Annotated in this window: 23 protein-coding genes; 11 read left to right on the top strand and 12 right to left on the bottom strand. The window is 65.3% G+C overall.

Annotation, left to right across the window (positions count from 1 at the left end):
* Positions 1 to 20: 20 nt before the first annotated feature.
* From BLS75_RS06000 to BLS75_RS06025, 6 genes are read left to right on the top strand one after another with little or no spacing between them, the layout of a single operon-like run.
* Complete coding sequence (locus tag BLS75_RS06000) at positions 21 to 2,939, top strand: monovalent cation/H+ antiporter subunit A (protein WP_011060907.1); 2,919 nt, start codon at positions 21 to 23, stop codon at positions 2,937 to 2,939.
* Positions 2,939 to 3,283: a Na+/H+ antiporter subunit C gene (locus tag BLS75_RS06005; RefSeq protein WP_011060906.1), complete on the top strand. Its 345-nt coding sequence runs from the start codon at positions 2,939 to 2,941 to the stop codon at positions 3,281 to 3,283. Before BLS75_RS06000 ends, BLS75_RS06005 begins: the two co-directional genes overlap by 1 nt.
* A complete protein-coding gene (locus BLS75_RS06010) occupies positions 3,280 to 4,968 on the top strand; it encodes a monovalent cation/H+ antiporter subunit D (RefSeq protein WP_072452256.1) in 1,689 nt (562 codons plus the stop codon). The genes BLS75_RS06005 and BLS75_RS06010 overlap by 4 nt, the downstream gene beginning before the upstream one ends.
* Positions 4,965 to 5,453, top strand: coding sequence for a Na+/H+ antiporter subunit E (locus tag BLS75_RS06015; RefSeq protein WP_011060904.1), 489 nt, complete (start codon positions 4,965 to 4,967; stop codon positions 5,451 to 5,453). The genes BLS75_RS06010 and BLS75_RS06015 overlap by 4 nt, the downstream gene beginning before the upstream one ends.
* Positions 5,450 to 5,728, top strand: a complete 279-nt coding sequence (locus tag BLS75_RS06020; RefSeq protein WP_011060903.1) for a K+/H+ antiporter subunit F — start codon at positions 5,450 to 5,452, stop codon at positions 5,726 to 5,728. The genes BLS75_RS06015 and BLS75_RS06020 overlap by 4 nt, the downstream gene beginning before the upstream one ends.
* Entirely contained in the window at positions 5,725 to 6,093 is a 369-nt protein-coding gene (locus BLS75_RS06025; protein ID WP_011060902.1) for a Na+/H+ antiporter subunit G, read from the top strand. Before BLS75_RS06020 ends, BLS75_RS06025 begins: the two co-directional genes overlap by 4 nt.
* Before the next feature lie 121 nt (positions 6,094 to 6,214).
* Here the strand turns inward: BLS75_RS06025 and BLS75_RS06030 are convergent, their stop codons facing one another.
* Positions 6,215 to 6,652: a DUF3995 domain-containing protein gene (locus BLS75_RS06030; RefSeq protein WP_019094294.1), complete on the bottom strand. Its 438-nt coding sequence runs from the start codon at positions 6,650 to 6,652 to the stop codon at positions 6,215 to 6,217.
* A 96-nt stretch (positions 6,653 to 6,748) separates the two neighbouring features.
* Between BLS75_RS06030 and BLS75_RS06035 the strand changes: the two genes are divergently transcribed.
* Together BLS75_RS06035 and BLS75_RS06040 are read left to right on the top strand one after the other, a co-directional pair.
* Complete coding sequence (locus BLS75_RS06035; protein ID WP_176876708.1) at positions 6,749 to 7,135, top strand: DUF2946 domain-containing protein; 387 nt, start codon at positions 6,749 to 6,751, stop codon at positions 7,133 to 7,135.
* 87 nt (positions 7,136 to 7,222) lie between these two features.
* On the top strand, positions 7,223 to 9,358 hold the full coding sequence (locus BLS75_RS06040) for a TonB-dependent receptor (RefSeq protein WP_072452258.1): 2,136 nt from the start codon (positions 7,223 to 7,225) through the stop codon (positions 9,356 to 9,358).
* A gap of 60 nt (positions 9,359 to 9,418) precedes the next feature.
* Here the strand turns inward: BLS75_RS06040 and BLS75_RS06045 are convergent, their stop codons facing one another.
* The 3 genes from BLS75_RS06045 to BLS75_RS06055 form a co-directional block, all read right to left on the bottom strand.
* On the bottom strand, positions 9,419 to 10,432 hold the full coding sequence (locus BLS75_RS06045) for an ABC transporter substrate-binding protein (RefSeq protein WP_015635323.1): 1,014 nt from the start codon (positions 10,430 to 10,432) through the stop codon (positions 9,419 to 9,421).
* 136 nt (positions 10,433 to 10,568) lie between these two features.
* Positions 10,569 to 10,772 carry a hypothetical protein gene (locus tag BLS75_RS06050; protein WP_011060898.1) on the bottom strand — a complete coding sequence of 68 codons (204 nt, stop codon included), beginning with the start codon at positions 10,770 to 10,772 and terminating at the stop codon, positions 10,569 to 10,571.
* Positions 10,772 to 11,221, bottom strand: a complete 450-nt coding sequence (locus BLS75_RS06055) for a hypothetical protein (RefSeq protein WP_036996569.1) — start codon at positions 11,219 to 11,221, stop codon at positions 10,772 to 10,774. The genes BLS75_RS06050 and BLS75_RS06055 overlap by 1 nt, the downstream gene beginning before the upstream one ends.
* A 623-nt stretch (positions 11,222 to 11,844) precedes the next feature.
* On the opposite strand from BLS75_RS06055, the gene BLS75_RS06060 reads away from it, so the two are divergent.
* The 3 genes from BLS75_RS06060 (at position 11,845) to BLS75_RS06070 (ending at position 12,840) form a co-directional block, all read left to right on the top strand.
* Positions 11,845 to 12,075 carry a hypothetical protein gene (locus BLS75_RS06060; RefSeq protein ID WP_026020108.1) on the top strand — a complete coding sequence of 77 codons (231 nt, stop codon included), beginning with the start codon at positions 11,845 to 11,847 and terminating at the stop codon, positions 12,073 to 12,075.
* 78 nt (positions 12,076 to 12,153) lie between these two features.
* Positions 12,154 to 12,516 carry an RND family efflux transporter gene (locus BLS75_RS06065; RefSeq protein ID WP_169891827.1) on the top strand — a complete coding sequence of 121 codons (363 nt, stop codon included), beginning with the start codon at positions 12,154 to 12,156 and terminating at the stop codon, positions 12,514 to 12,516.
* A gap of 84 nt (positions 12,517 to 12,600) precedes the next feature.
* Positions 12,601 to 12,840 carry a DUF2789 domain-containing protein gene (locus tag BLS75_RS06070; RefSeq protein ID WP_011060895.1) on the top strand — a complete coding sequence of 80 codons (240 nt, stop codon included), beginning with the start codon at positions 12,601 to 12,603 and terminating at the stop codon, positions 12,838 to 12,840.
* Here BLS75_RS06070 and BLS75_RS06075 read toward each other — a convergent pair.
* The 8 genes from BLS75_RS06075 to BLS75_RS06110 form a co-directional block, all read right to left on the bottom strand.
* The gene (locus BLS75_RS06075; RefSeq protein ID WP_011060894.1) at positions 12,837 to 13,055 is read right to left on the bottom strand and encodes a hypothetical protein; all 219 of its coding nucleotides are present in this window, start codon (positions 13,053 to 13,055) and stop codon (positions 12,837 to 12,839) included. The genes BLS75_RS06070 and BLS75_RS06075 overlap by 4 nt on opposite strands.
* 121 nt (positions 13,056 to 13,176) lie before the next feature.
* Positions 13,177 to 14,802 (bottom strand): methyl-accepting chemotaxis protein, encoded by a 1,626-nt coding sequence (locus BLS75_RS06080; RefSeq protein WP_015635319.1) that lies wholly within the window; start codon positions 14,800 to 14,802, stop codon positions 13,177 to 13,179.
* 159 nt (positions 14,803 to 14,961) lie between these two features.
* Entirely contained in the window at positions 14,962 to 15,366 is a 405-nt protein-coding gene (locus tag BLS75_RS06085; RefSeq protein ID WP_011060892.1) for a TraR/DksA family transcriptional regulator, read from the bottom strand.
* A 425-nt stretch (positions 15,367 to 15,791) separates the two neighbouring features.
* On the bottom strand, positions 15,792 to 16,814 hold the full coding sequence (locus tag BLS75_RS06090; protein ID WP_011060891.1) for an ABC transporter permease: 1,023 nt from the start codon (positions 16,812 to 16,814) through the stop codon (positions 15,792 to 15,794).
* A gap of 31 nt (positions 16,815 to 16,845) precedes the next feature.
* On the bottom strand, positions 16,846 to 18,393 hold the full coding sequence (locus BLS75_RS06095) for a sugar ABC transporter ATP-binding protein (protein ID WP_072452259.1): 1,548 nt from the start codon (positions 18,391 to 18,393) through the stop codon (positions 16,846 to 16,848).
* A gap of 66 nt (positions 18,394 to 18,459) precedes the next feature.
* Entirely contained in the window at positions 18,460 to 19,386 is a 927-nt protein-coding gene (locus tag BLS75_RS06100) for a sugar ABC transporter substrate-binding protein (RefSeq protein ID WP_072452260.1), read from the bottom strand.
* 41 nt (positions 19,387 to 19,427) lie between these two features.
* A complete protein-coding gene (locus tag BLS75_RS06105; protein WP_072452261.1) occupies positions 19,428 to 19,673 on the bottom strand; it encodes a hypothetical protein in 246 nt (81 codons plus the stop codon).
* Between the two features lie 213 nt (positions 19,674 to 19,886).
* Positions 19,887 to 20,897: a bifunctional inositol 2-dehydrogenase/D-chiro-inositol 1-dehydrogenase gene (locus BLS75_RS06110; protein WP_072452262.1), complete on the bottom strand. Its 1,011-nt coding sequence runs from the start codon at positions 20,895 to 20,897 to the stop codon at positions 19,887 to 19,889.
* Between the last annotated feature and the right edge of the window lie 3 nt (positions 20,898 to 20,900).

Below are 20,900 nucleotides of genomic sequence, written 5' to 3' on the forward strand. Positions count from 1 at the left end.
TTTCCGCAGATTAGAAGCCTATGTCCCTGATAGTTCTACTGCTTCTGCCATTCATCGGCAGCTGTCTGGCGGCCCTGTTGCCGCACAATGCACGTAACACCGAATCTCTGCTGGCCGGCCTGGTGGCACTCATTGGCACCATCCAGGTGGCTCTGCTGTACCCACAGATCGCCGATGGCGGGGTGATTCGCGAGGAGTATGCCTGGCTGCCGAGCCTGGGGCTGAACTTCGTGCTGCGCCTGGACGGCTTCGCCTGGCTGTTCTCGCTGCTGGTGCTGGGCATCGGCAGCCTGGTGGCGCTCTACGCGCGTTATTACATGTCGCCGCAAGATCCGGTGCCGCGTTTCTTCGCCTTCTTCCTGGCCTTCATGGGGGCCATGCTCGGCCTGGTGATTTCCGGCAACCTGATCCAGATCGTGTTCTTCTGGGAGCTCACCAGCCTCTTCTCCTTCCTGCTGATCGGCTACTGGCACCACCGCTCCGATGCCCGCCGCGGCGCCTACATGGCGTTGATGGTCACCGGTGCCGGGGGCTTGTGCCTGCTGGCCGGGGTCATGCTGCTCGGCCATGTGGTGGGCAGCTACGACCTGGACCAGGTACTGGCTGCCGGAGACAAGATACGTGCCCACGCGCTCTACCCGATCCTGTTGCCCCTGATCCTGCTGGGCGCCCTGAGCAAGAGCGCGCAGTTCCCCTTCCACTTCTGGCTACCCCACGCCATGGCCGCACCGACCCCGGTCTCGGCCTACCTGCACTCGGCGACCATGGTCAAGGCCGGGGTGTTTCTCCTGGCCCGCCTGTGGCCGTCGTTGTCCGGCACTGAAGAATGGTTCTACATCGTCAGCGGCGCCGGGGCCTGCACCCTGGTGCTGGGCGCCTACTGCGCGATGTTCCAGAACGACCTCAAGGGCCTGCTGGCCTATTCCACCATCAGCCACCTGGGGCTGATCACCCTGCTGCTGGGCCTGAACAGCCCGCTGGCCGCGGTGGCGGCGGTGTTCCACATTCTCAACCACGCCACGTTCAAGGCCTCGCTGTTCATGGCGGCCGGGATCATCGACCACGAAAGCGGCAGCCGTGACATCCGCAAGCTCAACGGCCTGATCAAGCTGATGCCCTACACCGCGACCCTGGCCATGGTGGCCAGCGCCTCCATGGCCGGGGTGCCGCTGCTCAACGGCTTCCTGTCCAAGGAGATGTTCTTCGCCGAGACGGTGTTCATCAACTCCAGCGCCTGGGTGGAAATCGCCCTGCCGGTGATCGCTACCATCGCCGGGACCTTCAGCGTGGCCTACGCCCTGCGCTTCACGGTCGACGTGTTCTTCGGGGAGCCGGCCACCGACCTGCCGCACACGCCCCACGAGCCGCCGCGCTGGATGCGTGCCCCGGTTGAACTGCTGGTGTTCACCTGCCTGCTGGTGGGGATCTTCCCGGCGCAGATCATCGGCCCGCTGCTGGCCGCCGCGGCACTGCCGGTGGTGGGCGGGACCCTGCCCGAATACAGCCTGGCCATCTGGCACGGCCTCAATGCCCCGATGATCATGAGCCTGATCGCCATGTCCTGCGGCATCGTCCTCTACCTGCTGCTGCACAAGCCGCTGGTGGCGGGCCGTTTCGCCTACCCGCCGGGCGTGGGCCGTCTCAACGGCAAGCTGTTGTTCGAGCGCAGCCTGGTGGGCATGACCCGCCTGGCCCGGCGCCTGGAACGCCGGTTGAGCACCAAGCGCCTGCAGACCCAGCTGTTCGTGCTGATCCTGGCGGCGGTGATCGCCGGGCTGATCCCCATGCTCTACAGCCAGCTGACCTGGGGCGACCGGCCGAAGATCCCCGGTTCCATCGTCTTCGTGACCTTCTGGCTGCTGGCCATCGCCTGCGCCCTGGGCGCCGCCTGGCAAGCCAAGTACCACCGTCTGGCCGCCCTGACCATGGTCAGCGTCTGCGGCCTGATGACCTGCGTGACCTTCGTCTGGTTCTCGGCGCCGGACCTGGCCCTGACCCAGCTGGTGGTGGAAGTGGTGACCACGGTGCTGATCCTCCTCGGCCTGCGCTGGCTGCCACGGCGGATCGAGGACGTCTCGCCCCTGCCCAGCAGCGTGCCCAAGGCGCGCATCCGCCGCCTGCGCGACCTGAGCCTGTCGGTGGCCGTGGGCCTGGGCATGGCAGTGCTGTCCTACGCCATGCTGACCCGCCCCACTCCCAACGACATTTCCTCGTTCTACCTCAGCCGCGCCCTGCCCGAAGGCGGCGGCACCAATGTGGTCAACGTGACCCTGGTGGACTTCCGCAGCTTCGACACCCTGGGCGAGATCACCGTGCTGGCGGCGGTGGCCCTGACCGTGTTCGCCCTGCTGCGCCGCTTCCGCCCGCCCAAGGAAAGCATGCAGTTGCCGGCGCAGCAGCGCCTGCTGGCCCCGGACGTGGTCACCGACCTGGTCAACCCGCGCCAGGCCAGCGACACCGCCCTGGGCTTCATGATGGTGCCGGCGGTGCTGGTGCGCCTGCTGCTGCCGATTGCCCTGGTGGTGTCCTTCTACCTGTTCATGCGCGGGCACAACCTGCCGGGCGGCGGTTTCGTCGCCGGGCTGGTGATGTCGGTGGCCTTCATCCTCCAGTACATGGTGGCGGGCACCCAGTGGGTCGAGGCGCAGATGAGCCTGCGCCCGCTGCGCTGGATGGGCACCGGGCTGCTGGTTGCCCTGGCCACCGGCCTCGGCGCCCTGGCCTGGGGCTACCCGTTCCTGACCACCCACACGCTGCATGTCGACCTGCCACTGTTCGGTGACATCCACATCGCCAGCGCGCTGTTCTTCGACATCGGCGTGTACGCCGTGGTGGTGGGCGCGACCCTGCTGATCCTCACGGCCCTGGCGCACCAGTCGGTGCGGGCCCACAAGCCGGCCAGCCAGGCCAAATCCCTGACTCAGAACGGAGCCGCCTGATGGAAGAAGTCATCGCAATCGCCATTGGGGTCCTCGCCGCTTCCGGAGTCTGGCTGGTGCTGCGCCCGCGGACCTTCCAGGTGGTGATGGGCCTGTGCCTGCTGTCCTATGCGGTCAACCTGTTCATCTTCAGCATGGGCAGCCTGTTCATCGGCAAGGAGCCGATCGTCAAGGACGGCGTGCCCCAGGACCTGCTGCACTACACCGACCCGCTGCCCCAGGCGCTGGTGCTCACGGCCATCGTCATCAGCTTCGCCATGACTGCGCTGTTTCTGGTGGTGCTCCTGGCGTCCCGGGGCCTGACCGGCACCGACCACGTCGATGGCCGGGAGCCCAAGGAATGAATCCGTTGTCGCACCTGATCGTCGCCCCCATCCTCCTGCCGCTGCTGACCGCGGGCATCATGTTGCTGCTGGGGGAAAAGCATCGCCCGCTGAAAGCCCGGATCAACCTGCTCTCCACCCTGCTGGGCCTGTGCCTGGCGGGCTACCTGCTGTACTGGACCCAGGTCCAGGGCGCCACCGGTTCCTTCGGCGTGTACCTGCCCAGCAACTGGCAGGTGCCGTTCGGCATCGTGCTGGTGGTCGATCGCCTGTCGGCGCTGATGCTGGTGCTCACCGGTATCATCGGGGTCAGCGCGCTGCTGTTCGCCATGGCCCGCTGGGATGGCGCCGGGGCCAGTTTCCATGCCCTGTTCCAGATCCAGCTGATGGGCCTCTACGGGGCCTTCCTGACCGCCGACCTGTTCAACCTGTTCGTGTTCTTCGAGGTGCTGCTGGCGGCGTCCTACGGCCTGATGCTGCACGGCTCGGGGCGCGCGCGGGTGTCTTCGGGGCTGCACTACATCACCATCAACCTGCTGGCCTCGTCGCTGTTCCTGATCGGCACGGCGATGATCTACGGGGTCACCGGGACCCTGAACATGGCCGACCTGGCGATGAAGATCCCCCTGGTGCCGGAAGCCGACCGCGGCCTGCTGCACGCCGGTACGGCGATCCTGGCGATCGCCTTCCTGGCCAAGGCCGGGATGTGGCCACTGAACTTCTGGCTGGTGCCCGCCTACTCCTCGGCCAGCGCGCCGGTGGCGGCACTGTTCGCCATCATGACCAAAGTCGGTGTGTACACCGTACTGCGCCTGTGGACCCTGCTGTTCTCCGGGCAAGCCGGGGCCTCGGCCTATTTCGGCAGCCAGTGGCTGGTGTACGGCGGCATGGCGACGATCTTCTGCGCGGCCCTGGCGATTCTTCCGGCCCAGCGCCTGGAACGCATGGCCAGCCTGAGCATCCTGGTGTCGGCCGGCATCCTGATCTCGGTGATCGGCTTCGCCCAGCCGGCCCTCACCGGCGCGGCGCTGTTCTACCTGTTCAGCTCGACCCTGGCGATGTGCGCGCTGTTTTTGCTGGCAGAACTGATCGAGCGTTCGCGCTCGGCCAATGAGATCCCCCTGGAGGATGAAGGCGAGATCCTGCCGCGGCCCATGGAGTCGCTGCACCCGCCACGGGGCAGCAACCTCGACGATGAACAGAAAGTGGTGGTCGGCCAGGTGATCCCCTGGACCATGGCCTTCCTCGGCCTGAGCTTCATCGCCTGCGCCTTGCTGATCATCGGCATGCCGCCGCTATCGGGCTTCATCGGCAAGCTCAACCTGATTGCCGCCCTGCTCAACCCCGAGGGCCTGGGGGCCAGCGAGGGCACGCCGATCACCCCGGCGGCCTGGTGCTTCCTGGCGCTGTTGATCCTCTCGGGCCTGGCCTCGCTGATTGCCTTTGCCCGCCTGGGTGTGCAGCGTTTCTGGACCCCGGAGGAACGCCCTTCGCCGGTGCTGCGGCGCCTGGAGTGCCTGCCGATCGTGGCGCTGCTGGGGCTCTGCGTGCTGCTCAGCTTCAAGGCCGAGCCGTTGCTGCGCTTCACCCAGGCCACCGCCGACAGCCTCAACCACCCGGAGCATTACGTGATGGCGGTGCTCGGCACCCGCACCGTGCTCAGCCCTGAATCCAAGACCGCAGCGGCAGTGGAGGTGCACCCATGAAGCGCCTGTTCCCCGCGCCATTCCTGTCCCTGGCACTGTGGCTGCTCTGGCTGGTGCTGAACCTGTCCCTCAGCCCGGGCAACCTGCTGCTGGGCGCCCTGCTGGGCTTTCTCGCGCCGCTGCTGATGCAGCCCCTGCGGCCCCTGCCGATCCGCATCCGCCGCCCGGGCACCATCCTGCGCCTGTTCCTGGTGGTGGGCCGCGACGTGCTGGTGTCCAACCTGCTGGTGGCCTGGGGCGTGCTCAACAACGGCCGGCGCCCGGTGCACTCGGCCTTCGTCAAGATCCCCCTGGACCTGCGGGACGCCAATGGCCTGGCGGCGCTGTCCACCATCACCACGGTGGTGCCGGGCACGGTCTGGTCCGAGCTGTCCCTGGACCGCAGCCTGCTGTTGCTGCACGTCTTCGACCTGAAGGACGAGGCGCAATTCATCCAGCACTTCAAGGCCACGTACGAGCGCCCGCTGATGGAGATTTTCGAATGAGTGTCCTGCTGACCAACGCGATCTTGCTGAGTCTGTTCATTTTTTCCCTGGCCATGGTCCTGACCCTGGTGCGCCTGTTCAAGGGCCCCTCGGCCCAGGACCGGGTTCTGGCCCTGGACTACCTGTACATCCTGGCGATGCTGATGATGCTGGTGCTGGGCGTGCGCTACGCCAGTGACACCTACTTCGAGGCGGCGCTGCTGATCGCCCTGTTCGGCTTTGTCGGCTCCTTCGCCCTGGCCAAATTCCTTCTGCGTGGCGAGGTGATCGAATGAACAGCCTGGAACAATTGCCACTCTGGGTGGAAGTGCTGGTGGCCCTGCTGCTGGTGATCAGCAGTGTGTTTGCCCTGATCGGGGCCCTGGGCATCCTGCGCATGAAGAGCTACTTCCAGCGCATGCACCCGCCGGCCCTGGCCTCCACCATGGGCTCCTGGGCCGTGGCCCTGGCGTCGATCCTGTACTTTTCCGCGCTCAAGTCCGGGCCGGTGCTGCACGCCTGGCTGATCCCGGTGCTGATGTCCATCACCGTACCGGTGACCACCCTGCTGCTGGCGCGGGCCGCGCTGTTTCGCAAGCGCATGGCCGGCGACGATGTGCCGGCGGAAATCAGCAGCAAACGCAGCGAAACCGGCAACTGAGCACATCCGCTGCACCTAGGAGCCGGCTGCCGGCGACGAGGCCCGTGAGCCTTGCGGCGACTTCGAAAACGCCTTCGCTGGCAAGCCAGCTCCTGCACTGGCCAGCGCCGGCTGACTGCCCTCAGGCCCAGGCCAGCACCAGCAACCCGGCCCCCAGCACCACGCACAGGGGGGAATAGAACAGGGTGTCGAGGCGGGCGAATTTCGAATCCCGGACTTCCTTGAAAAAACCCACCAGCTCGGAGTCGCCGATGGCCCGGGCGAACATCAGCAAGGCAATGGCGCTGATCACCCACTGCAGAGACGGATGGGTCACGGTCGGCAGGTAGAGCCCGACCCTCAGGCACACCAGCATCGCCACCAGCAACAAAGCCACTGCCACCAGCATCGTGGCCAGGGCCGGCGGGCGGAACGCCGGCTGGGTCATGCCGGGCCCTGGCCCCGGCACTTCGGGGATCACTGCATCACTGCCACGCTTGCCACCCGCAGCCCAGTACAGATGGATCAGACTGATCAACAGGAAGCTGCCAGCCACCCCCTGTGCGAGCAGAAGATTCATGTTCAGACGTCCGTGCAGAAAATGTCGCTGAAGAATGGACTCGATTGACCGTTTTTGTAAGTACGTTCGTCGCCTTCGATGATAAAGTGCCGCCCCATGAAATTTGCCCGTTCCGATCGCTCGCTCGTTGCCTGGATGCTCTATTGCTGCGTCCTGTTCAACGTGTTCGCCTGCAGCATCGGCCACGGGCAGATGCTCGGCATGCAGCTCAACGGCATCGGCGGGCAGTTCTGCAGCGTCGACCCTGCCACCCAGGCGCCGCTGCAGAAACCGGCCGACCAGGGCTCCCTGCCCACTCTCTCCAAGGCCTTCGGTTGCCCGCTGTGCTCCACCGGCGGCATGGGCCCGGCCCTGAACTCCAGCCTGACCCTGGCCCTGCTGCCGCAGCCCCAGGCCCCGCCTGCGCGCACCCTGGACAAGACCGACCTCCCCGCCCGCTCCACCTGGCCCGCGGCCCATCCCCGGGCACCGCCTCTCGCCTGATTCCTGCTCGTGCTCAACCTGCCCACTGCGCTGTCGCGCGGCGCGCGTTCGTGGGCCTTTTCCTAGCCAAGAATTCAGGATGCACCGATGAAACACCTTCCTTTGCTGGCGAGCCTGCTGGGCTGCCTGTCGATCAATGCCTGGGGCCAGCCGAGCCTCGAACTGGCCCCCACCACCATCGGCGCCGATGAGGCCGATGCCGAGCCGGGCCTGAACCTGGACCAGTCCAGCGGCATGGCCTCGCGCCTGGGCCTGAGCCTGCGCGAAACCCCGGCCTCGGTGGCCGTGGCCAGCCGCCAGGACCTGGAGCAACGCGGCGCCCGCACCTTCCAGGAAGCGGCCAACGCCCTGCCCGGGGTCAACGCCAGTGCGCCGCCGGGGTTCGGCGGCTTCGTCTCCTACCGTGGTTTTACCAGCAGCCAGATCACCCAGATGTTCAACGGCATCAACGTCGCCACCGGCCTGGCCCGGCCCGTGGACGCCTGGATCTACGACCGGGTGGAACTGGTGGGCGGCCCCTCGTCGCTGATCAATGGCGCCGGCTCCGTGGGCGGTTCGCTGAACTACGTGACCAAGCTCGCGGACCGCCGCGAACAGGCCGCCGAAGGCCTGCTCGGTTACGGCAGCTACGACACCACGCAGACCGCTTTCGGGGTCAACCACGCCCTCAGCCCGGCCGGCGCCGAGGTGCAGCACTACGCGCGCTTGGACGTCAGCCACAACACCAGCAACGGCTACATCGACCGCCAGGAAAGGGATGCCTGGAGCCTGGCCTTCTCCCTGCTCAGCGACCTGACCCCGGACCTGTCCCACACCCTGGCGGTGGAATACCAGGATGAACACGAGGACAGCCCCTACTGGGGCACCCCGGTGCTCAATCCCAAGGCCGGTGAGCTGAAGATCGACAAGCACAACCGCTTCAACAACTACAACGTCGCCGATGGCCTGTATGAACAGCGCACTGTGTGGCTGCGCTCGATCATCGACTACCGGATCAACCCCAGCACCAGCCTGCGCAACACCCTCTACCACCTGGACAGCCAGCGCGACTATCGCAACCTGGAGACCTACCAGTACAACGCCGACAATAGCCGGGTGAACCGCTCGACCGCCTACCTGGTACGGCACCAGGGCCAGCAGGACGGCAACCAGTTCGAACTGCGCCACGACGATCAGCTGTTCGGCCTCGACACCACCTGGTCCGGGGGGTTTGAGTACAAGGTCAACAGCACCACCAACTCGCCCTGGAACGTGCCGGCCAGCAACAGCGTCGATCCCGGCAACTTCCAGCCGGGGTACTTCTATGACCTGAAGGGCACTCGCCAGGGCTGGGCCAAGGACAAGACCAACCAGGTCACCACCCGCGCCCTGTTCGTCGAGAACCGCCTGGCCCTGACCGACGAGCTGTCACTGCTCAGCGGCCTGCGCTACGACGCCATCGACCTGGACGTGACCAACCATCGGCTGATCACCGCCAGCAACCCGCGCCACCTCAAGCGCAGCTGGGAACCGGTCACCGGGCGCCTGGGCCTGACCTGGCAGTTCCTGCCCAGCGCCAATGTCTACGTGCAGTACAGCACCGCCGCCGAGCAGCCCAGTGGCACTCAGAACTTCGAGGTGTCCACGGGCAAGCAATGGGAAGTGGGCAGCAAGTTCGACTACCTGCAAGGACGGGGTTCGGCGACCGTTGCCGCCTATCGCATCGAGCGCAAGGACTTTGCCGTCACCGATCCCCTGGACCCGGCCAACAGCATCCCGGTGGGCCAGCAGACCTCCAGGGGCATCGAGCTGGCCAGTTCCCTGCACATCACCCCCAAGCTACTGGCGCAAGCCAACTTCGCCTGGGTGGATGCCGAGTACGGCGAGTTCAACGAGAAGATCGCCAGCGGCGCGGTGGTTTCACGCAAAGGCAACACGCCGACCAACGTACCGGACCGGCTGGCCAACCTGTGGCTGACCTATGACCTGTCGCCCAACTGGCAGACCGGGGTCGATGCGCGCTACGTGGCCTCGGTATACGCCGACAACGCCAACACCCTGCGGATGCCTGCCTACACCCTGTACGGCAGCTTCCTGCGCTACAAGGTCGACAGCCACACCACAGTGACCGGCCGGGTGCGCAACCTGACCAACGAGGTCTATGGCCAGTTCGCCCATGTGTCCCCGGCGTACTACCTGGGCCAGCCGCGAACCTTCGAGGTGGCGGTGCAGACCCGCTTCTGACCCCTGCCCTGCACCCGCCGGGCGCAAGGTTCAAGGGCCCATTCGCCGGCACGCCGGCGCCTACAAGGTGGCGGCGATCCTGTCCGCCACGTCCCGGGGCACCCAGGCGCGCCAGACGTCGGGGTGCTGCTTGAGGAAGGCCCGGGCCGCGTCCCGCGGGGCACTGTGGTTCTCGCTCATCTGCGCCAGGGCGCGGTTCAGGGGCTCAATGGGCAGGTCGACCTTGGCGAAGAACTGCGCCAGTTGCGGGTACTGCTTCTGGAATGGCGTGGACACCCCGATCGACAACCTGGAGGCCAGGGAACGGGTTGGCCGGGGGTTGGGGTTGGCGGCGTCGGTCAGGGTCTTCCAGGCTTCGGCGTCAAAGGGCGGTTCTTGCAGTTGCACCAGTTTGAAGCGCCCGAGCAGCGGCGTGGGCGACCAGTAGTAGAACAGGATCGGCTTGCCGCGACGGATCGCCGAGCTGATCTCCGCATCCAGGGCCGCTCCGGAACCGCTGCGAAAATTCACGTAGCTGTCCTGCAGGCCATAGGCCTTGAGCTTCTGCTGGTTGACGATCTCCGAGGTCCAGCCGATCGGGCTGTTGAGGAAACGCCCCTTGTCCGGGCTCTCCGGGTCCTTGAACACGTCCTTGTAGCGGGCCAGGTCGGTCACGCTGCGCAGCTCCGGCGCCAGGGGCTTTATACCCTTGGCCGGGTCGCCCTTGATCACGTATTCCGGCACCCACCAGCCTTCGGTGGCGCCCTTGACCGTATCTCCCAGGGCCTGCACCTTGCCTTCGGCTTCGGCCTTGACCCACACCGGGCTGCGCCCCGCCCACTCTTCGCCGATCACCTGGATGTCGTTGTTGGCCAGGGCCGTTTCCAGGGTGATGGTGGTGCCGGGCAAGGTGTCGGTGGGCAAGCCATAGCCCTGCTCCACCATGATCCGCAGGATCTCGGTGATCAGGCTGCCGCTTTCCCAGTTCAGGTCGGCGAAATGAATCGGTTGCGGCGCCGCCACAACCGGCTGCGCCGTACTCAGGGCGGCAAGGCTCAACAGGCTGCTGGCCAGCAGCGCGCGGATTCCTTTCATCGGGGTACACCTCTTGGGTCAGGACCTGGGCCACAGGGGCAGGCAGCGCCTAAGCGCACGGCCCCCAAAGCATTAAGTCAACTGACTGTAGTAGAGGTTCAGTAGTTTCAACCCCAGGCCCTTCCCGGATGGCCGCTCAAGAGGCCGGAGGCTCCTGCAACCGCTGCAACTCGCGGCGCACCATGCTGGCGTAGGCCGCGGGGCGCAGGTTGTACAGCTGGGCGGCGACCCAGTTCAGCCAGGCGCCCTGGAGCACGGTCTTCTGCGCGAACAGGCGCCGGGCTTCAGCGCTCGCGGCCTGTTGATGCTCATGGTGAAACGCGGCGCGGCCCTGGCTCATCACTCGCTGGCCTTGAAGCTCACCAGTTCGCCCTTGCGCCATTTGGCGGCCTTGGCGGTCACTGCCTTGAGGGTCTTGGTCAGGCCTTCCTGCAACTGCTCGTTGGCGGCAAACACGGTCACCACCGAATGGCCTTCCTTGAACAGGATGCCCTGCCCCAGGGGGCTGCTGACAAAGGCGTAGTCGCCCAGGCCGTAGACCGTCAGCTTGATCTCGCGAAAGCGGATCTCCATCTTGCCGCCTTCACGGCTGGGCAGCACGGCGGCGCGAAAATGATCGCCGACCTTGAGTTCAAGGCGCGGCTTGTCGTCCACCACCAGGGCCGTCTCGGTGTCGATCTCGGCGACGTAGATGCCTTCGGCGGACTGTTCGGTGAGGTAGACAAAACGAGATTGGAACTGCTTGACCAGCTTTGCGCGCAAATCACCCAACACGAACAATGCATGCATTTCAAGATTACTTACTGCCAAGGAACACTCCCCGATACTCAAAATGATGTCGCCCGGAAAAAAACGGACGGCACGAAAAAACCGCCATGACGGCGTAGTCACCCCAATCGGTTACCCAATACACACAAGTGCAGCTGGCACTCCTGGCCACGACGCTGGCGGCGGCACTGAGCAAGGGGCATTTCGCCGATGCATCAGGCACATGTCGAAGGCGTAAGGAGTGAGCTCTGACCCGCAAAGCGTGGCGGCGCGTCATCGGGGGTGGGTGCTGGAACAGGCCTGCTGGCCGGATGCACCCGGGTCACGATTCCCCCGGTCGGCAGCCACTTCGGGTTGCAGAGGCAATTCTAGAGCAACTTTGTGCATTTCGACTATTTAAAGCGCACACCGGCTTCGCGCGCACCCACTTCAGCAAAAGCCGGAGTTGACGCGCAGCCGGTAATATTACCCAGCAACAGAAGCAGGAAGTTTCAGATTAGATCATCAGAATAATCGCCACCTAGAATCCAAATGATATAACTCAGCCCGCCGTCACCCAACAACTGCCATACTCCGCCATTGATTGAATGCCCCCCTCTTGGGGGGCGTTCAAGCACTCACTCATCTCCAAGGGAAGGCTAGAAGTGACCGAACTAGATATTGGCGAGTTTTTCATTCGTGGCGAGTGCAGAGAAGTCGAAGGCGAGTTCCAGGCCGTGATTGCCATGCGCGCAAAACCCCCACTGACCCAGGTCACCTTCCACCAGGTGGAACGCGATCGCTGGTTCAAGACCTCGGAAGACGCTGCCGCGGCAGCCAGAGCGTCGGCCAAGGCCCTCAAGCAGGCCATCGACCAGGGCGCCCTGAACGCCTGACAGACAGCGCCAGTCAAGGATCCGACAGCGCGACCGATACAAAGGCGAGATCCGTTTAAGAGCATCATGATGATCGACTTGAAACCCCCATCTCGCCTGGCCGACTTCCTCAAGCCGGATCCAAGCACTGCGGTACTGGAAGCCTCGGACGACGGCGAGACCCTGGTCCTGAGCCGCTCCAGCGCGCAAACCCCGGAAGAGGCGCTGTTGCTGGCGAAGAAAAAACGCATCCGCCAACTGAAAAAGCAGATCGAGCTGCTGCAACAGAAACTGCAACGGGCCAAGGCCCGCCTGGCCACGGTCAAGGGCGCCAGTTCCGGCTCCGACACCGGCCGGGCCATGGCCCTGTCGTCCGCCAGGGCCCAAGTCATGGCCTACAGCACTGCCCTGTCCATGGCCCAGACGGCGTTGTTCCAGGCCGAGAGCGGCACCCTGGCCTGAACCCTTGGATCGAACTTGCGCGCCCGCCATGCCTCAGATGCACTGAGGCAGCGCCGGTGCTGCCCGTCACCCAAGGAGATCACCATGGAAGCGCCCACCCATAACCTCGAAGGGCTGTTCGACCAGTTGGGCCTGGATTCCAGCCCCGCCGCCATCGATGGTTTCATCGCCCGGCACTCGCCCCTGGACGAAGACCTGAAAATGATCGACGCCCCCTTCTGGACGCCCCAGCAAGCGGCCTTTCTCAAGCAGCAACTGCGCGAAGACGCCGACTGGGCGCCCGTGGTGGACGAGCTCAACCTGCGCCTGCACCAGGCCGGTTAAGCCGAATGCCGCAGGTGCCGGCCGCCGGGCAGCAGCACCTGCAGCTGCTGCTGCCAGGCCAGCCGGCACTCCTCGGCCTCGGCGCGGCTGGCAAAGGCCGTGCCGCGCTGTTCGCCATTGACCAGAACCACCCAGCACGCACGACGGCCCAAGGCCCGCAGGCTGGCCGGCACGCCGCTGCCAATCATCACCGCTACATCGACTTTGCTGTGCATGGAGCTACCTCCAGAAAATTAGTTAGCTGCCTAACGATGTTGGCATACTAACTAACTTGCCGGCCCCTGGAACAGCCTGTTCCTGCATTGCAGCATTACCGATAGCGTAACAATGGAGGCCTCAGCCCTTGCCCGAGCCTGGCGCCTGCTCGGGTTTGTAACCCAGGCGCAGCCCGCCCCAGTGCCGGCCGCGGACCATGATCGGCACCGAAAGGTCGTGCATCAGCTCACCGGTATCCCGGGTATAGGTCTGCAGAAGCAGCGGTTGCTGGTGGCTGCCACAGCGGATCCCCGTGCGATCGGCGAACTTGCGCTTGCTGCGGTTATGCAGGTTGTCCACCTCGGGGTCGCCGGTCAGCGGCTGGGAAAAAACCTTGTTGTGGGTCGGCACGTAGCCTTCCTGGGTACAGGCGATGGCGAACACCAGGCCATCGTGGCGCGGCAGCAGGGATTCCTGGATCGGCGGCAGCACCTGATCGGTGTAGCGGTCGAAGCGGGTCTGGTATTTGGCCGGGTCGGTGTTGGCGATCAACTGGTAGTGACGATCGAACAGATCGTCGAGGCTGATGCGGTTCTGCTCCAGGTCGGCCTCGAACTGCTCGGCAATGCGCCGCGCGCCTTCGCGGGCCAGGTCGTAGATGCGCTGGTGATAGTCATCCAGGCCCACAGCCGCCAGGCGTTCGCTGATGGTTTCCGCCTGCCCTTCCATCTGCACCGCGGCCTGCGCCAGGCTGCGGGTCTGCTGGTCGCTGACCGCCAGGTCGCTGCGCATCTGCTCCACGGCATGAAACAGGCTGTCCAGTTGCTCGCGGTTGGTCTCGGCGCCCCGGGCGATCTCGCTGACCTGCCCTTCCACCCCGGCCGCCAGGCGCGCGATGTTGTCCAAGTGACGACCGGTGTGCTCCACCTGCTCGACCCCCAGGTTGAGGTCGTCGGCCAGCTGGCGGATCTGCTCCACCACGTCGCTGGTGCGCTGCTGGATATCCGCCACCATCACCCCGACCTCGTCGGTGGCCGCGGCGGTGCGCCCGGCCAGCCCGCGCACCTCATCGGCCACCACCGCGAAACCGCGCCCGTGTTCCCCGGCCCGGGCTGCCTCGATGGCCGCATTCAGCGCCAGCAGGTTGGTCTGGCTGGCGATGGACTGGATCACCAGGGTCACCCGCTGGATCTCCTCGCTGCGCTGGCTCAGGGCCTCGATCAGCTCACGGCTGCCATTGGCGCGCTGGCTGAGCAGGTGCATGCGGCTGATGGACTCCCCCAGCACCGTGCGCCCTTCGGCGCTGCTGGCGTGGGCCTCGCTGGCGGCGCCCAGGGCCTGCTGGCTGAGTTGGGAGGTGACCTGCTCGGTCTTGATCATCACTTCGGCGTTGCCGACGATGCGCGCGGCGGCGTCGAGCTGGGATTGCAGCTTGCCTGCCAGCTGGGTCACCGAGTAGGCCACGCCCGCCGCGGACAGTGCGTTATGGGTGGTGCCGTAGGACAGGTCACGGGTCAGCGCCGACAACTGATCGTCAGCCGTCGCGTTCGCCACCAGGGGCCGCCCGCGCCCGCGCAACCGCGGCAGCCAGATCACCAGCACCGCCACGGGCAGGCACAGGTACAGCGACCAGCCGCCCAGGGCCTGGCCGGCGAACAGCGCCATCAGCGCCGCGCTCTGCAAGGACGGCGCCCACCAGCGGGCGGCGGTTTCGGGTGTTGCCAGCGGCTGTGCGACCGGCGCCGCTAGAGATCCATCTCTTGACATCTGTGTCACCCCACATCGTTCTAATTGTTTGCGGCATTAGACGCCACTAGAGGGCCATTATCCATGGTCCCTTAGTCGCGGGTTTGCAGCAGATCAAGAGAATGTGCGGGCGGGCACTGCCCGAAAAAACAGAGCCCCCGCTGTGGCGGGGGCTGGCGATCAGGCTTGACGCTGATGCTTGTCGATCTGCTCGTGGCGCTCTTGGGCCTCGATGCAGTACTTGGTGGTGGGGCTGATCAGCAGGCGCTTGAGGCCGATCGGCTCGCCGCTGTCGTCGCACCAGCCGAAGCTGTCGTCGCTGATCCGGCCCAGGGCCTGTTCCAGTTGCGGCAGCATGCGCTGGTCGCGATCAATGGCGTTGACCAACCAGGTGCGCTCTTCTTCGACGGAAGCGGCGTCGGCCGGGTCAGCCGGGGTGTCCAGGCTTTCAATGGCGATCCGGTTCTGTTCGATGCGCTCGTGGGTTTCCACCTTCATGGCTTGCAACAGGTCGCTGAAAAAAGCGTGCTGCTCGGCATTCATGTAGTCATCCGCCGGCATGGCCAGCAACTTTTCCTTGGTCATTGATTTCTCTATAAAAAATACGTGCATTAAGGCGAATTCAAACTGTTTCCGGTTGACCCGTCAGGTCATCAGAAAGGCGCCATACCTTCCAAGCGCCACCCGGCACTCAATTTACGAGGGGCGGCAGTCTAAGGCCGGTTTGAGGGCGCAGCAACTGAAATGACAGCGAATCTGTCCGACAAACCGCACAAAGCCCGCAAATGCGGGCTTTGGTGGCGTTTATTGGAGTGCGTTTATAACAAAAAATTCCATAGTCATGGGTCTGTTAGAAGACAAACGGCAGTGCCGGACGGCGGATTCTGGCCGTTTTCAACGATTTCCAGGGGCACCGGCCAGCCGGCGAAGAGGCCTTTGGAGCGGGCCAGAGCTCGGGAGCGTATTCGCTGGCACGCCGGCTCCTGCACCAGCCGGCGCCTCTCCCCTGCTCAGCGCTTGAGCTTGCGCTTGTTGCGGTACTGGTCGATGACCACCGCCACCACGATGATCAGGCCCTTGATGATGTCCTGGATGTAGGCATCGACCCCGACAAAGGTGAAGCCACTGGCCATGACCCCGAGGATCAGCGCGCCGATCACGGTGCCGGTGATGCGCCCCACCCCGCCGGCCAGGCTGGTGCCGCCGATCACTGCCGCGGCAATCGCGTCCAGCTCGTAGGACATGCCCATCCCCGCCTGCCCGGTGGCGGCCCGTGCCGAGGCCACCACCCCGGCCAGCCCCGCCAGCAGCCCGGCAATGCTGTAGACAATCACCAGGTGGCGCTTGACGTTGATCCCCGAAGTCCGCGCCGCCTGCATGTTGCCGCCGATGGCATAGGTGTACTTGCCGTACTTGGTGTAGCGCAGGGCAATATGAAAGATCAGCGCCACCACCAGGAAGATCACCACCGGCATCGCCCCGTGGCCGATGGCGGTGTAGGAATCGGAGAGCATGCTCACCGGCTGGCCCTGGGTGTAGTAACGCGCCAGCCCCCGGGCCGAGACCATCATTCCCAGGGTGGCAATAAAGGGAGGAATGCCGGTCAGGGCAATCACACTGCCGTTGATCGCCCCCGCCAGGAGGCCGACCCCGAGCCCGGCCAGCACCGGGATCCACACCGGCAGGTCGGTCAGCGAGGGAAACACCGCCCGGGTGAAGTCCGAGGTCTGGGCCAGGCTGGCGGCAATCATCGCCGACAGGGCCAGCACCGAACCGGAAGACAGGTCGATACCGGTGGTGATGATCACCTGGGTCACGCCGATGGCCAGCAGGCCGATCACCGAGACCTGGAGAATCATCAGCACCAGGCGCTGGGAATTGAGCAGGAAACTCTGGTCGCGGACGATCCAGCCAAACAGCTCGAACACCAGGCCGATACCGATCAGCACCAGGAAGATGCTCAGCTCGGTGGGCAGTCGTCGCCGGGGCTTGACCGCCACCGCCGCGGGTTTGTTGTCGATTATCGCGTTCATTGCCAGCCACCACCCTTGGGTTGAATGTCGTCTAGTTCAGGCCCGAAGCCAGTTGCATGACCCGTTCCTGGGTCGCCTCGTTGCGGTCCAGGGTGCCCATCAGTTGCCCTTCGTGCATGACCATGACCCGGTCGCTCATGCCCAGCACCTCGGGCAGTTCCGAGGAAATCATGATCACCGCCATGCCCTCACCGGCCAGACTGGCGATCAGGCGGTAGATCTCGGCCTTGGCCCCCACGTCAATGCCCCGGGTCGGCTCGTCGAGAATCAGGATCCGCGGCTGGGTCATCAGCCAGCGCGCCAGCAGCGCCTTCTGCTGATTGCCCCCGGACAGGGTGTCGATGCATTGCTCCAGGGACGGGGTCTTGACCCGCAGTTTCCTGCACATGTCCTCGCACAAGGCGCGCAAGGCCTTCTGCTGGACAAAACCGCCGCCGGCATAGTGCGGCAGTACCGCCACTTCCATGTTTTCCAGGACCGACAGGCAGGGGAACAGGCCACTGAGCTTGCGATCCTCGGTCAGCAGGGCAAGGCCCTTCTCGATCGCCCGGTGCGGGTCGCCGATGCGCAGGGGCTGGCCGTCGAGGACAATCTCACCGCCATCGCTTGGGGTGATGCCGAACAGGGTTTCGGCGACATTGGTCCGCCCCGAGCCCATCAGCCCGGCAATGCCGAGGATCTCCCCGGCATGCAGATCGAACGACACGCCCTTGAACACCCCGTCCAGGCGCAAGTCGCGGACCTTGAGCAGCAGCTCGCCGATAGGCTTCTCGCGCTGGGGAAACAGCTGGCTCAGCTCGCGCCCCACCATCATCGAGATCAGGCTGTCGCCGTCCAGGCTGTCGGCCCGTTGCAGGCCGATGTAGGCGCCATCGCGAAACACCGCCACCTCATCGGCGATGGCGAACACTTCGTTCATCTTGTGGGTGATATAGACGATGCCCTTACCCTGGGCCTTGAGGTCGGCAATGATCGAGAACAGGTGCGCCACCTCCTTGTCGGTGATGGCCGAGGTCGGTTCGTCCATGATCAGCACGTCGGAGTCGTAGGACACCGCCTTGGCGATCTCCACCATCTGGCGCTCGGCGATGCTCAGGTTGCCCACCTGCTCCTCGGGGTCCAGTTCGATGCGCAGGCGCGCCAGCAAGGCGGCGGTGCAGCGGTGCATTTCCCGGTGGTCGATCAGGCCCAGGCGGTTCTGTTGCTCGCGGCCGATCCAGATGTTCTCGGCGATGCTCATGTGCGGCATCAGGTTGAGTTCCTGGTGGATCATGGCGATCCCCGCCTGCAGCGCCGCCAGCGGCGTGGCGAAGGTCACCGGCCGGCCCTTGAGGCGCAGTTCGCCGGAGTCGGGCTGATAGATGCCCGCGATGATCTTCATCAGGGTCGACTTGCCGGCACCGTTTTCGCCCATCAGCGCCAGGACCGTGCCGGGGCGTACCCGCAGTTGCACGTTGGCCAGGGCCACCACCCCGGGAAAGCCCTTGCTGACATTCAGTACTTCCAGCAGGTAGGGCTCCTGGGGCGCCACGGCCGGGCTCAGGGAGTGCAGGCTCGAAGCAGTAGCACAAGCGTTCATGATCAGCTACTCCAGCGGCCGGGCAGCCAGCGCCGCCCGGCCCGCGTGTGATTGAAGGGCCGGCGCCTACTTGAACTGGGCGACCGTTTCCGGGGTGATCAGGCGGTAGGGAATCCACACCGCGGCGTCCACCGGCTGCTTGTTGGCCATCTTCACCGCGGTTTCCACCGAGCCGTCGGCCTGGCCCTTGGCGTCCTGGAACACCGACACCGCCAGCTCGCCGCGCTGCACCGCGCGCAGCCCGTCGGGGGTGCCGTCGACCCCGGCGATCAGCACGCTGCCCTTGGCCACCCCGGCCTGGTTCAGGGCCATGGCCGCACCGATGGCCATCTCGTCGTTGTTGGCCACCACCGCATTGAACTCGCGGCCCTGGGTCAGCCAGTCGTTGACCAGGGTCATGCCCTTGTCCCGCAGCCAGACGCCGGTCTGTTCCTGGTCGACCTTGATCCCGGGGTACCGGGCCAGCACCTCCTTGACCCCCTTGGTGCGATTGGTGGTGGAGTTGTTCGCCAGGTCGCCGAGAAGGATCACGATGCTGCCCTTGCCGCCCATTTTCTCGGCCAGGTACTGCATCTGCATCTTGCCTGCCTCCAGGTCGTCGGAGGCCACGGTGACCACGCCCTTGGGCAGGTTCAGGTCGTCCGGGCGACGGTTGACGTAGACCAGGGGAATCCCGGCCTTGACCGCCGCCTCGGTGATCTTGCGAGTGGCAGCGGTATCCACCGGGTTGACCACGATGGCGTCGACCTTCTGGCTGATGAAGCTTTCCACCTGGCTCAGCTGCTTGACCACGTCACTGCGGGCGTCCTCGAACTGCAACTGCACGCCTTCGGGCATGGACCTGGCCTTCTGGTCCATGGACTCGCGCAGGTAGGTCAGCCAGGTGTCGTCGAACTGCGACATGCTCACGCCGATGCGCACCTGGGCCAGCGCCGCACCACTGAACAGCATCAGCGACAGGGCAAGACACGCCACTGGGTTCTGAATGTTCATTAAGAGTCGTTCTCCACATGCTTGTTGGTGGGTGGCCGTGCTCAGGCCGGCGAATACAGAACCGGGGCCCCGGGCATGCAGCCCAGCAGCGCGCCCTGGTGTTCGACACACAGGCCGCTGAGCAGGGTCAATAAACGAGAGGACCAGGGAGTGACGGGCAGATTGCGGGAGGCGGCGCCCCGGGTACGGGACAGCCATTGCAGAGCAGAGCGGAAGGTTTTCATCGACGGCACCTGTTTGTTCTTGTTGGTGGGTTCTCCAGGGCTCAAGCGGGGCTTGAAGGCCATGGGAACCTTGTAGGGTCGGCTACCTGTAAACGACTTTATTGGAAAATAATTTCTATATCAACTCATTTTAGAATTTTACTGCAATTGCATTTCCAGCAGCCAGATCCCTCGCTTCCCGCAGGAGACGGCTTGCCGGCGAAGGGGCCCGCACGCCTTGCAGCGCCCTGGAAAACACCTTCGCTGGCAAGCCGGCGCCTACAGAAATCCCGGGGTTCAGGCGTAGAGCGCCGGGCGCTGGGGCAGGCTGATGGGGACGATCGCCCCGCTCTGCTGGGCCTCGATGCAGGCGTCGGCCGCCACCGCCGCGGCCAGGCCGTCCCAGGCCGAGGGCCCACCCACCCGGCCAGCGCGCACGCCATCGACAAAGGCCTGCAGCTCGACGTCATAGGCGGCGATGAAGCGCTCCTTCCAGTCCATCAGGATCGCGCTGGACAGGCTGGCCGCGCTGCGCAGCTGGACCTGGGGCGGCTCCGGCAGGCGGGCGATGCCGCTCTCGCCCACCACTTCGCACTGGATGTCGTAGCCGTACTGGCAGTTGACGAAGATCTCCACGTCGATCCGCGTGCCCCGGGCGGTTTCCAGCAGCACGATCTGCGGGTCGCGCAGTTGGGCGTGGGCCTTGCCGGTCTTGCGCGGGAACAGCACCTGCACCGACACATAGTCGTCCGCCAGCAGCCAGCGCAGCACATCCAGCTCGTGGATCAGGGTGTCGGTGATGGCCATGTCGGTCTTGTAGTTCTCCCCCACCCGCGGGTTGCGGTGGGCGCAGTGCAGCATCAGCGGCTCACCGATGCGCCCGCTGTCCAGCACCGCCTTGAGCGCCTGGTAGCCGGCGTCGTAGGGGCGCATGAACCCCACCTGCACCAGGCGCCGGCCGTGGGCAATCTCGGCCTCGACGATGCGCCGGCAGCCGGCGGCGGTCACCGCCAGGGGCTTTTCGCAGAACACCGGCTTGCCGGCGGCGATGGCCGCCAGCACGAACTCTTCGTGGCTCGGGCCCCAGGACGTCACCAGCAGCGCCTGGACTTCCGGCGCCTGGATCAGGGCATGGCCGTCGGGGTAGACCTCGGCCTCAAGCGTGAGCCCGTCCAGCACCCGGGCCGCCTGCTGCGGGTCGATGTCGGTTACCGCCACCACCCGGCAGCCCTGCAGGGTCTGGCTGCAACGCCGAATGTGATCCTGACCTATGGCACCAGTGCCGATAACGCCTAGCTGCAAAGACATGGG

Source organism: Pseudomonas sp. NFPP12 (genome assembly GCF_900103205.1).
Classification (GTDB): domain Bacteria; phylum Pseudomonadota; class Gammaproteobacteria; order Pseudomonadales; family Pseudomonadaceae; genus Aquipseudomonas; species Aquipseudomonas protegens.